Genomic DNA, 12,121 nt, shown 5'->3' with positions numbered 1-12,121 from the left:
GTTATCCCCCACTACTAGGTAATTTCCCACGCGTTACTCACCCGTGCGCCACTCTACCCGCTCCCGAAGGAACTTTCTCGTTCGACTTGCATGCCTAAAACCTGCCGCCAGCGTTCGTTCTGAGCCAGGATCAAACTCTCAAGTTAATAATAAACTCGATAACCAATCCTGCATTACTCATTTTTACTTATAATAAAGTGATTAAAACTTAGATTAACAAGAACATTTTTTTTAATATTATGTACTTACCTAAGTTTGTCATTGATTAACTTTTCATCAAAGTTAATCTCAATTGAATATGCAGTGGTTCAATTTTTTATAATCTCTATACCGCCTACATATCCCTTTTATTTCGAAATATACGATGTCTTTCAAAACCAAATCTATTAAGATTTAAGTTCCTAAAATTGTCATTAAAACAACAACTTAAAAAACTCAAATTTTAGCACCCCAACCTCGCTGCTCAAGGTGAGATACATTATATTTATTAAAAATTAGAAGTCAAGAACTTTTTTTTATTTTTTTTAGAAAAAATTAAGTTCTATAAATTAACTTTCAACAAACATATTTACTATATATAAAAAATGATTTTTTATGCCCGAGAGGTTCACTTCTAAAACCCAGATCTAAAAGCTAGAATGCTTTGTGATCTTTAGTTTCCATCCCTTGTCAACATCAGATGAAAAGAAATATAATCCTAAAAAATTAAAAGTCAATACCTTTTTCCAACTTTTTTTATAAAAAATAATATTAAAAGGTCCAAGCCCCTGTTTTTACTCAATTCTTTTCTATCAAAAAAAATGATTTATTTTTTAACGAAGCCTCCAATTCCTAAGAAAACTGGGAAAAACGAATCATTTTTAAATAAAAAGCTCACCTTAAAACCACAAAAAGAGAATCAATTAAAGAAATTTTAACCACAAAATACCATCTAAACTATCAAAAATATTACACCTTATATATATAAGGGCAATATCCCACAATAATTATTCTTATAAAACACCCTTTAAATAAAAAAACGAATCAAAAAAAACTCTTTATATATTATATATTAATAATATTCGAACTATTTACATACTAAACAAAAGCGAATCAGTCAAAACAAACCCAAATATTTAATTTACAAGAAACGAATCAGCAAATATAAAAAAAAAACGAATCACCCAATAATCAATAATTTTTATTTTTATCCATACAAAAACCGCAGAAATACAAAGATCCTAGAAGCAAAACTCAATTTCTTGACATTTTTTCTTGACAAATAAATATATGTCAACTAAGATTAGATTATCCAAAGAAACAAAATAATAAAAATAAGGATTAATAAAATGAAAAAATTAAATTACAAGTTATTAGTTGGTATAATTTCAACTGGAGTTGTATTAACGCAAACAAATGTTGCTAATGCAATGGATCAATCAGAAATATCTGGTTACAAAACAAAATATTACTATGGCCTAGTAGAAAAAAAATCTACTCCAATAGAAGTTGCTTATAAAAAATCATACAGAAACGATTACAGCAACAGATATAGAAGCTATAGAAAAAGCGAAAAATCTGCTGGTAAAAATTATGTATCGCTATCTTTAGGTTCAGCTGAACTTAAAAATCAAGATAGAGAAGTAATGATCACAGATGTAAGCTCAATACCAAGCACTACAACTGATGCTTCGAACCAAGCTTTAAAAGCAAAAAGTACTGGAGCTAGTATAAGACTTGCTATCGGTAGTTATGTTACTGACACTACTAGATTTGAGTTAAGCTACACTATACAAGATAGCTTTGACCTAGACAATTCATCTCCTGCAATGGAAGAAAGCTTCGAAACTAGCGCAAATCAATATATGATCAGCGTAGAAAGAGATATATTTGGAACAAATGATTTTAATATATTCTTAGGAGCTGGTATTGGTATGGCTCAAATAGAAAATAAATCAAACTTAGAGTCTACTGGAAGAACTTGGACTTCGAATACTGAAGAAACTACAAATTTTGCTTGGGAAGTAAAAGTTGGTAGTAATATAAAAATTGATGAAAAATTCGAAGTATTCGGTAACTTTACATATTCAAACCTTGGAAACCATTCTTGGGTAGACGAAGGATACACAGCAGGTACAAGAACTGAAGTTATTGAACAAGAAGCCGAATTAGTATCTCAAAAATTAGAAATTGGTATAAGATATAGATTCTAATATAGAAACGAAATAACCTTATCTATTGTTTTGTTTCTAGATAGGTTAAAAAGAGCTCACTCTCTCCGAGCTCTTTTTTTCTATTCTATTTAACAAAAGCTTCCAAAAAATCTATAATTTTAGATCTCAATCTAGGATCGTAATTATAATAAAGAGACAACAACTTAACACTTTCAGAATTATAAAACGAATCTTTTAAAGACGAATCACCATCAAACGAACCCAAAACACCAGCCAAAAACTTATCTGGAGATATATTATAAACTTCACAAATCTCAATCAACCTAGAAATTGAAACTTTATTTCTACCAGATTCATACTTCTGATACTGCTGATACGATATTCCCAACCTACCTGCTAGATCCTTTTGAGATAAAGATAGCGCATTTCTATAAAAACGAATCCTTCTCCCAACAGATATATCAAATTCACTCTCTGTAAAATTAACCATTTTCAACCCCTTTCCAACAAAAACAACCCTCAATAAACATTTTTATATGGACAAAACAACCTGAAAGTACTAAAATTACATAAAATAATACATATTTTAGTCCCAACAAAACCATAATACACAATATTTTATGCTTTTTCAAGATTAAAATACAATTTTTTAAGCGTTTTTACAAAATAAAAGAGAATTAAGATGTTAGATTTATACAAAATGAATAGCTCGATAAAATTTCAAATAAAAAATGGCCTTATTAGAGAAGAAAATTGGATGCTTGGAAGGAGAATAAGATTCGCAAGAAAACAAATTAGAAAAACTCAAGAAGAGTTTGCTAAAATACTTAATATATCAAAAAGCACTCTTCAAAACTACGAATCAGGAAAACAAAACGCCGCGACAAACACCTTACAACAAATAATAAAAGATTTTAACATCAATAGTAACTGGCTTTTAATGAACAAAGGCGAAATGATAGGAAAAGAAATAAATGAAAACATTGAAGAAAAGAATTTTTCAACAAACGACCTACTTTTAGAGACATTTGCCGAATTATATTCCAAAACATTGGAAAAATATAAAAATTTAAACCTAGAACCTCCCAAAGATATTAAAGAAAAAACAATTAATAAAACAAAAAACATCTTAAATATAACTCAAGATAAAGAAAATATAAATAAGATGATAGAGATAACACTGGAAAACGAATTAAACTAAATATAAAAATTTAGTTTTTTTTGTATCCAAATCCTCAAAAAACTCTTTAGACACACCAGTATAAAAACATTGACAATCACTAGATTGAAGCATTTCAAAAAAATACTTTTTCTTTTCAGAATCCAAATGAGCAACAGCCTCATCTATTAATACAACAGGACAAACATCAAAATTTAATTTAATCAAATCTATATTCTTCAACACAATAGAAACTACAACTAACTTTTGTTCTCCTGTAGAAGTTAAATCAACACTAATATTTTTATCTAAATTAAATGCTGAAAAATCCGTCCTATGAATTCCAGGGACAAAAGGAGAATAAGAATCTCTAAACTCATCTCTATTTTTCAATAATTTTTCTAAAAACATGTCTTCAGCATCTGCTGCAGAATTATCCTCTAAATAATTTTCTACCAAACCATTCAAAACAATCTTAACAGATGGTAATCCATCAACACTCTCCAATAGTTTATTTATTTTTGCAACATAAGAAATTCTATTAGCCGCTATAGCTATAGCCTTCTCAACCATACCCCTCTCAAGAATCAGAATTAAATCTTTATCCCATTTTTTCTTTTTCAATAATTTAGTTCTTTGCTTCATCATATTATTATAATCAACCAACAAAGAGTTATGAAATCTATAAAACTGCTCTATAAATCCATCAAAAAACTTTCTCCTATCAGAACTAGAATCTTGAAAAATTCTATCCATCCAAGGAACTAAAGATACAACCCTAACATAATCCAGTATATCTGAATGAACTGACAATTTACTTCCATCAACAGAAAAAATTCTACCTTTTGATTTTTTAGAACCTAAATAAGGGTAAGATGTACCTATCTTCACAGTATCTCCATCAAAGTCAATTTCCGAAAAAACAGTCCAACTATCAGAATCACTATCTGATTTTTTCTCAAAATTAACATTACCAACATCTATAAACTTAGATTTCCTAACGCCACTTCCAATAGAAAGAAAAGAAACAGCCTCTAAAATATTAGTTTTACCAACTCCATTCTTCCCATAAATAACAACATTCTTACAATCAGAAAAATCCTCCTTAAAAGAAGAATAAGATCTAAAATTATTTAAAACTATTTTTCCGACTTCAACCTTTTTCAAATCAAAAACCTATAATTACTTATTTAAATGACTTAGGCAAAATTTGCTCAATATTAATAGTTTTTCCTGTTGAATCATCAATTTCAAAAACAACACCAGATAATTCACCCGCTTCTGCCTTAGATGGATGGGCAAAAATTCTTTTATCAATATCACCATAATTTTTTTGCATAAATTGAATACCAGCTTCAACATCCATTCCTATGGCAGAATTTTGAACTCCACACATTCCTATATCAGTAATATAACCAGTTCCATCTTTTAAAATTCTCTTATCTGCCGTTGGTATATGAGTATGCGTCCCATAAACAGCAGAAATTTTACCATCATATTTAAAAGCAAAACATAATTTTTCAGAAGAAGCTTCTGCATGAAAGTCAACAATTATAGCATCTGCGTCTTTTCCTAAAACCAATTCTTCCAAAATTTTATCCATCTTCTTATAAGGAGATGTCATTTTTCTTCGCTCAGTTTCCATAAATGTCTTACCTAAAAAACTCAATACTGCAATTTTTTTAGATCCAATATTAAAAATCTTTATATCTTCATTTAATTTTTCACTATCTAAATTAAATGGCCTAACTATATTTTTTTGAGATTTAAAATAATCAATATCAGCTTGATAATCCCAAACCTTATCTCCTAAAGTTATAACATTTGCCCCTGCTCTAAAAATTTCTTTAGCATGTTTTGCTGAAACAACTCTTCCATGAGTCGCATTTTCTGCATTAACTATAATAAAATTAGGTTTATACCTAGCTTTTAAAATTGGTAGTTTTTCAACAACTGCATTTCTACCAGCCTCACCAAACACATCTCCAAGAACTAAAACTTTCATAAAAAACCTTTCAATTTATTTTTATAGAAGAATTATATTTCATGACTTACAAAAAGTAAAGAAAAAGCAAACCTATCAAAGATCTGCTAAAATTAAACATCTATATCCTTAAAAGCATCAATCTCTCCTTTCACAAAAGGTGCAAGAAAAATAGATATAATAAAAGGAATTCCAAACCCAGGACATAAAACTTTCCTTTCATTAAAAATAATCTCACCTCTTTCCAAAAATAAAAATAATAAAGAGAGAGAGGAAATCATTAAAAATATAAATAAAAACCTAATAAACATTTTCATGTCATATAAATATTTAAAATTATTAATAAATAAAAGCTTAACTTATTTCAAAAACATTTCAATAAAAAAACTCCCCGATAAATCGAGGAGTCTTATTCAATCTATAAACTGATCGAACTATTTGATAATCTTAGCTACAACACCAGCACCAACAGTTCTACCACCTTCTCTGATCGCAAATCTTAGACCTTCGTCCATAGCGATTGGAGCAATTAGTTTAACAGTCATTTTGATGTTATCACCAGGCATTACCATTTCAGTTCCTGCAGGAAGTACAACTTCACCAGTAACGTCAGTAGTTCTGAAATAGAATTGTGGTCTATAGTTAGAGAAGAAAGGAGTGTGTCTTCCACCTTCATCTTTAGTTAAGATATAGCATTCACATTCAAATTCAGTATGAGGAGTGATTGAACCAGGTAGAGCTAATACTTGACCTCTTTCAACATCTTCTTTTTTAATACCTCTTAAAAGAACACCAGCGTTATCACCAGCTTCACCTTTATCAAGAAGCTTTCTGAACATTTCAATACCAGTTACAGTAGTTTTAACAGTGTCTTTAAGACCAATGATTTCAACTTCTTCGTTCACGTTAAGAACACCAGTTTCAATTCTACCAGTAACAACAGTACCTCTACCAGTAATAGAGAATACATCTTCAATTGGCATTAGGAATGGTTTGTCAGTTGGTCTAGCTGGAGTTGGGATATCTTTATCCACAGCTGCCATTAATGCTTTAATAGCTTCTTCACCAATTTCAGGTTTATTACCTTCAACAGCAGCTAACGCAGAACCTCTAACGATTGTTACGTTGTCACCATCAAATTCGTAAGAAGATAATAGTTCTCTGATTTCCATTTCAACTAATTCTAGTAATTCTTCATCTTCAACTTGGTCTACTTTGTTTAAGAAAACAACCATGCTAGATAAACCAACTTGTCTTGCTAGTAGGATGTGCTCTCTAGTTTGAGGCATTGGACCATCAGCAGCAGATACTACTAAGATAGCTCCGTCCATTTGTGCAGCACCAGTGATCATGTTTTTAACATAGTCGGCGTGACCTGGACAGTCAACGTGAGCATAGTGTCTAGTTTCAGTTTGGTATTCAACGTGAGCTGTATTGATTGTGATACCTCTAGTTCTTTCTTCTGGAGCACCGTCGATTTTGTCGATAGTCATACCTGAATCAGGGTTGAAGTATTTAACGATAGCAGCAGTTGTAGTAGTTTTACCGTGATCCACGTGACCGATAGTACCGATATTTACGTGAGGTAAACCTCTCTCAAATTTTTCTTTAGCCATTTTTAGTCTCCTTAATATAATGGGTTAAAGTTTTCTTATAATGAATGTAATTTAAAAACATCCACCAAATATTTCTTTTTCCCACCTTCGCAAAAGCTTCGGTGGAAGCCTCCTTGCTAAAATTTCTTTTATCCAGACATACTTTCGAAAAAAATTTTGTTATACAAAAATGAAAGCTGCCAAAACCTTAGCGAAGGTGGTTAAATTTAATGGAGCGGGTGAAGGGAATCGAACCCTCGTAATCAGCTTGGAAGGCTGGAGCTTTACCACTAAGCTACACCCGCAACATACATATCATACAACCCAACATTCCTAGAAATGCGGACTTGCATATGCGAGAGTATATTTCACAAAAAAAGAAAAATCAAGCTTTTTTTTAATGAAAAATCTATTTTTTTTGCTATAATAAAACTTAGAGAAATAAAGCAGGGAACTTTTATAAATAAACCTTTTTAAAACTATCTTTAACACAATAAAATCTTTATTCAGATTTTTCTTCAGAAAGTTGTGAAATAAAATTAATTTTAAAGGAGTTTATAAAAAATAAATAACTGCAAAATTATTATTTTAAATTTCACAAGTTTATGTGAAAAAGATGGAGTAAAGTATGGAACTTTTAATTTCACTACTACTAATAATATTAATATGTGTAGTTGTATCTATATCTATAGCAAAACTTTTAGGATTCGGAACCATTCTTGGATTCCTAATATCTGGTATGATAGTTGGTCCATTTGGTATGGGATTAGTAAATGATCAACACACCATCGAACTACTAGGTGAATTCGGAATTATATTTCTACTATTCCTAATAGGTGTTGAAATGAAACCTTCAAAACTTTGGAACTATAGAAAATGGGTTTTCGGACTAGGAGGGCTTCAAGTTCTATCTCTTTCAATAATTTTTGGAACACTTGCAATATTAATTGGTTTCTCAATAGAGGCTTCTATCCTATTGGGACTAGCCCTTTCACTTTCTTCAACTGCAATAGATTTGCAAATTCTAAACGAAAGCAAAGATATAGAAAAATCATATGGACAAAAAGCTCTTTCAATACTTCTATTCCAAGATATTATGGCTATACCAATTCTAGCTCTAATACCTATATTATCATCTGCAACATCTAACAACCCCACATCTATAACAAGTAATATACTTCCAATAATAGCTGTATTTGCCACAATAATATTTGGTAAATTCCTAATGGGAAAAATATTACACTTCGTTGCTAAAACAAAATCAAGAGAAGCGTTCTCTGCAGTATGCTTAACATTAGTATTATTTCTAGCTTGGATGACAAATCTAATTGGACTTCCTATGGCTATGGGAGGTTTCATTGCTGGAATAATGATGTCAGAATCTAACTTCAGACATCAAGTACAAAATAATATAGAACCTTTCAAACTTCTTCTACTTGGATTTTTCTTTATAAGTATTGGTATGGGAGTAGATTTTGCAATTATAAATAGTAACTTAAATAGCATTTTAAAAATGCTTACAGCAATAATGCTTATAAAATTCGTAATGATTTATCTTGTTTGCAAATGCTTTAACATTAATAGAAAAAACAGCTTACAAACATCTATAATACTATCCCAAGTTGGAGAATTCGCACTTGTTGTTCTTAGCCTTGCTAGCAAACCAGATGCCAAAATAATAAACGTATATGACTCACATCTATTAATATTAATAGTATCTATGTCTATGTTCCTAACTCCAATAATATTTAAAATAACAAAAACCATAATAGATAAACTATCTATGAAAGATAAGAGTTTAGAAGATATTAAACCTAACAGCCATTCAGCAGATGTAATATTATTAGGATACGGAAGAGTTGGTATGACTATTTCGAAAATGCTTGAAGAAATGAATATAACATATACCGGTCTAGACACTGACCCAGACGTCGTTCATAAAGCCAAAAAATTAGATAAACCAATATACTTCGGAGACACTGCATCTCCTGAAGTTCTAGAAGCCGTTGGAGCCCACTCTGCAAAAATAGCAATCGTAGCATTAAGTGGAACAAAAGAAATAAGACACTGTGTTCAAATATTAAAAGAGAACTTCCCTAATCTAAAAATATACGCTAGGGCAAAAAACCATTTAGATAGCCACATCTTAAAACACCATGGGGCAACTGAAGCGATTCCTGAAACAACAGAATCTTCTTTACAAATGGGCAGTTCTATTCTAAATATGTTAGGCGTTGATAAAGATATAATCCACGAAATGATTAGTAATCTAAAAACAGATAATTACAAAAAACTAAATCACATTATCGGTCTTTCTGAAAAAGAAATAGAAAAAGAAATGAAAAGACACGATATAAATTTAACAAAAATTAAGAAAGCATAAAATGAAAACTTTAGAATTTTTAAAAAAATATAAACTATATATAACAATAATAATTATTGGAATAATAATTGATGCTTTAACAAAAACATATATGGTTTCAAAAGCAACTGGATTATGGATGTTAACTGGAGATCCAAACTCAATATCTCCAGACGGAATTCTATTTCAACCTCCAATCACTAGCTTTTTTAATCTTAGCTTAGTATTCAACAAAGGCGTCTCATTTTCTATGCTAACAAATCACTCTGAACTTGGAAGATGGTTACTATTTTTCATGAGTATAGTTATAACTATATTTTTAGTTTTAATCTTTAAAGAAGAAAAAAATAAAACAAATAGAATCTTAATAGCATTAGCAATAAGTGGAGCATTAGGAAACGCAATAGACAGACTTCGTTTCGGAGCAGTAGTTGATTTCTTAGACTTCCATGCATATGGGCACCATTGGCCATCATTCAATATTGCCGACATGCTTATAGTTATCGGTATCGGAATTCTTGTAACAAGACAAATAATTAAAAAAGATAATATTGAAAAATAATTTTCTTGCCTTAATGGCAATAAATATATTATCATAAATCCATAACATACATTTGAACAAAATGGAGGTTGTGGATTTTTTATTATCCAAAACCTCATAAAATTAAACAAAACAAAGGAGAAATTAAAATGCTACCAATGTGGTTAATTCCCCTTCTATGCTTCCTAGCGGCGGCATATTTATCTTTAAATATAATAAGAAAAAATGAATATTCACACAAACCTCTTATCAGCATCATAGCTGTTGGTTTAGTAATATTCGGATACAGCTTATTAACGCCATTTAGTATAGAAACTTTACTAAGACAATTAAGAGTTTCTGGTCTAAATATGGTTTGCGTAATCTCAGGATGTTTCGCAATAAGCGCCCTAGTTATCAGTTTAATTAAAGCTAAATAACTAATACAATATATAAAATAAAAGGAGCTAATCAGCTCCTTTTTCATTTTAACCTATAACAGAGTTATATTCTTCCATCTCAGCTTTCAAATTATCATCAGCCTTACCTTCCAACAAATACTCAACTATTTGCTTATCAGAAATATAATAATCCTTACCAGCTAAAGATATAGTTTTCTCATGACCTTTACCACAAATAACAATTACATCATCATTACCTGATAATTCTATGGCCTTACCAACAGCAACTATTCTATTAATAATACCAACAGCCGACGGAGAAATTTCCAACATCTTTTTAACTATATCATTAGGATTTTCGCTTCTAGGAGAATCTGTTGTAAGAACTGCAACATCTGAATATTCAACTGAATACTTCGCCAGCTCTTGCAATCTTTCCTTAGGCTTTTCACCAGCACCACCTATAACAGAAATAACCTTTCCATTTTCACCAGCAACCTTATCCTTAGCCTCCTGTAAAATATTTCTTATAGCCTCACCATTATGAGCATAATCAACATAAATACTAGCACCGCTCTTAGCATTTCCAACAAATTCAAATCTGCCATTAACATCTTTTAAATTTTCCAAAGCGAAAACTATATCATCTAGCCTCCCCTTTCCTAAAGTAGCATAAGCAAATATTGCAGCATTCAATGCAGATAAAAACATATAATGATTATTCATAGGAAACACCAAATCAAATTCTTTTCCAAAAAATGAAATAGCTGAATAAATCTTACCATCTCTAACTTCTTCAAAAAGAATCTTTACATCTTCACCAGTTTTTCCATACCTAACAAGATTTAAGCCTCTTTCTTTAGAAACCTTAATCAAATCTTCAACAACAGAGATTCCTGCAAAATCATTCATATCATTATTAACTACAGCAAAACCACCATCAACAATAAGATGATTGAATAAAATTTTCTTAGAAGAAAAGTAACCTTCTATACCATCATGGAAATCTAAATGATCTATTTCAAAAGAAGAAAAACCTCCTGCCACAAAAGGCAAATCACACCTTCTTTGCTCCAATCCATTAGAAGAAGTCTCCATTGCTACATAATCAACGCCCTCCTTCTTTAATTCAGATAAAACATAATGCGTTGAAACCACATCTAAAGTAGTCAAACCTTTACCATCTACAAACTCAATAAGCTCACGAATCTTTGGCGAATCAAAAGAAACTTGCAAACCAATAGTTCCCATAGAAGCCGCTTTAACTCCCAACTCACTCCAAATTTGCCTAGTGAAATCAACAATTGTTGTCTTACCATTAGTACCTGTTATCCCACAAATATATTTAGGCTTTACATCATAAAACTCATTACAAATTTCAGAAACTGCAATAGAAGTATTAGGAACAACAATCAAAGGAACTTTTTTATTCTCTATTAATTCTATAGCTTCTTTAACTAATTTTTCTTCGGAGCCTTCTTGAACTATAACCGCAACGGCACCATCCTTTATAGCACCCTCAACAAATTTAACACCATCAAACTTAAAACCTTTTTCAGCTACAAATAACTTCCCCTCAACATCTTCCCTAGAATCTATAGCTATTCCAGCTATACTAACAGAAGACAAAACATCATCATTTTTATAAATAAAGTAACTTTCCAAAACATTTAATAGATCTAATAATTTCTTCACAATTAATTCCTTTCATTCAATAAATTTCCACTAAAAAATTATAACATAGCACAAATAACAATTCTATAAAAATATAAAGCAAGCCTTGAAAAAATAGCTCAAAAGACTATAAATTAATAAAAGCCTTGACTTTACAATACAAATAGTTAAAATACCCATACATTCTCAATGAGAGAATAAAAAGTTTTATAATGACGCGGGGTAGAGCAGCCCGGTAGCTCGTCAGGCTCATAACCTGAAGGTCGTTGGTTC

General features: G+C 30.6%; 10 protein-coding genes, 1 tRNA gene and 1 rRNA gene. 5 read left to right on the top strand and 7 right to left on the bottom strand.

Annotated features, from left to right (window positions below):
- Positions 1-146, bottom strand: a 16S ribosomal RNA gene (locus N4A44_03500); the annotation flags it as partial.
- Positions 147-1,328: 1,182 nt separating this feature from the next.
- Between N4A44_03500 and N4A44_03495 the strand changes: the two genes are divergently transcribed.
- Entirely contained in the window at positions 1,329-2,192 is an 864-nt protein-coding gene (locus tag N4A44_03495; GenBank protein ID MCT4552705.1) for a porin family protein, read from the top strand.
- A gap of 85 nt (positions 2,193-2,277) precedes the next feature.
- Here N4A44_03495 and N4A44_03490 read toward each other — a convergent pair whose 3' ends face one another.
- Positions 2,278-2,643 (bottom strand): helix-turn-helix domain-containing protein, encoded by a 366-nt coding sequence (locus N4A44_03490; GenBank protein ID MCT4552704.1) that lies wholly within the window; start codon positions 2,641-2,643, stop codon positions 2,278-2,280.
- A 192-nt stretch (positions 2,644-2,835) separates the two neighbouring features.
- Here N4A44_03490 and N4A44_03485 point away from each other — a divergent pair, with 192 nt between their 5' ends.
- Complete coding sequence (locus N4A44_03485; protein MCT4552703.1) at positions 2,836-3,354, top strand: helix-turn-helix domain-containing protein; 519 nt, start codon at positions 2,836-2,838, stop codon at positions 3,352-3,354.
- On the opposite strand, the gene N4A44_03480 is transcribed toward N4A44_03485, so the two are convergent.
- The 4 genes from N4A44_03480 to N4A44_03465 all read right to left on the bottom strand — a co-directional run bounded on the left by N4A44_03480 (position 3,346) and on the right by N4A44_03465 (position 7,196).
- Positions 3,346-4,479, bottom strand: coding sequence for an AAA family ATPase (locus tag N4A44_03480; GenBank protein ID MCT4552702.1), 1,134 nt, complete (start codon positions 4,477-4,479; stop codon positions 3,346-3,348). The genes N4A44_03485 and N4A44_03480 overlap by 9 nt on opposite strands.
- Before the next feature lie 19 nt (positions 4,480-4,498).
- The gene (locus tag N4A44_03475) at positions 4,499-5,317 is read right to left on the bottom strand and encodes a TIGR00282 family metallophosphoesterase (GenBank protein MCT4552701.1); all 819 of its coding nucleotides are present in this window, start codon (positions 5,315-5,317) and stop codon (positions 4,499-4,501) included.
- 413 nt (positions 5,318-5,730) lie between these two features.
- On the bottom strand, positions 5,731-6,912 hold the full coding sequence (tuf, locus tag N4A44_03470) for an elongation factor Tu (protein ID MCT4552700.1): 1,182 nt from the start codon (positions 6,910-6,912) through the stop codon (positions 5,731-5,733).
- A 210-nt stretch (positions 6,913-7,122) separates the two neighbouring features.
- A tRNA-Gly gene (locus tag N4A44_03465) sits at positions 7,123-7,196 on the bottom strand.
- Between the two features lie 323 nt (positions 7,197-7,519).
- Here N4A44_03465 and N4A44_03460 point away from each other — a divergent pair.
- The 3 genes from N4A44_03460 to N4A44_03450 all read left to right on the top strand — a co-directional run bounded on the left by N4A44_03460 (position 7,520) and on the right by N4A44_03450 (position 10,213).
- On the top strand, positions 7,520-9,274 hold the full coding sequence (locus tag N4A44_03460; protein MCT4552699.1) for a cation:proton antiporter: 1,755 nt from the start codon (positions 7,520-7,522) through the stop codon (positions 9,272-9,274).
- A gap of 1 nt (position 9,275) precedes the next feature.
- Positions 9,276-9,815: a signal peptidase II gene (gene lspA / locus N4A44_03455; protein ID MCT4552698.1), complete on the top strand. Its 540-nt coding sequence runs from the start codon at positions 9,276-9,278 to the stop codon at positions 9,813-9,815.
- Between the two features lie 128 nt (positions 9,816-9,943).
- Entirely contained in the window at positions 9,944-10,213 is a 270-nt protein-coding gene (locus N4A44_03450) for a hypothetical protein (GenBank protein MCT4552697.1), read from the top strand.
- Positions 10,214-10,261: 48 nt separating this feature from the next.
- Here N4A44_03450 and N4A44_03445 read toward each other — a convergent pair whose 3' ends face one another.
- Entirely contained in the window at positions 10,262-11,869 is a 1,608-nt protein-coding gene (locus N4A44_03445) for a UDP-N-acetylmuramoyl-L-alanyl-D-glutamate--2,6-diaminopimelate ligase (protein ID MCT4552696.1), read from the bottom strand.
- Positions 11,870-12,121 lie beyond the last annotated feature (252 nt).

This window comes from Alphaproteobacteria bacterium (genome assembly GCA_025210155.1).
Classification (GTDB): Bacteria; Pseudomonadota; Alphaproteobacteria; order Rs-D84; family CASDRH01; genus JAOASE01.
Note: the sequence above shows the minus strand (reverse complement) of the source record. Positions and strands in the feature narration are given on the sequence as shown.

Bases quoted from the DNA above. Each gene is read 5' to 3' on its own strand.
- N4A44_03495 (MCT4552705.1), top strand. From the start codon at position 1,329: ATGAAAAAATTAAATTACAAGTTATTAGTTGGTATAATTTCAACTGGA.
- N4A44_03490 (MCT4552704.1), bottom strand. From the start codon at position 2,643: ATGGTTAATTTTACAGAGAGTGAATTTGATATATCTGTTGGGAGAAGG.
- N4A44_03485 (MCT4552703.1), top strand. From the start codon at position 2,836: ATGTTAGATTTATACAAAATGAATAGCTCGATAAAATTTCAAATAAAA.
- N4A44_03475 (MCT4552701.1), bottom strand. From the start codon at position 5,317: ATGAAAGTTTTAGTTCTTGGAGATGTGTTTGGTGAGGCTGGTAGAAAT.
- tuf (MCT4552700.1), bottom strand. From the start codon at position 6,912: ATGGCTAAAGAAAAATTTGAGAGAGGTTTACCTCACGTAAATATCGGT.
- N4A44_03460 (MCT4552699.1), top strand. From the start codon at position 7,520: ATGGAACTTTTAATTTCACTACTACTAATAATATTAATATGTGTAGTT.
- lspA (MCT4552698.1), top strand. From the start codon at position 9,276: ATGAAAACTTTAGAATTTTTAAAAAAATATAAACTATATATAACAATA.
- N4A44_03450 (MCT4552697.1), top strand. From the start codon at position 9,944: ATGCTACCAATGTGGTTAATTCCCCTTCTATGCTTCCTAGCGGCGGCA.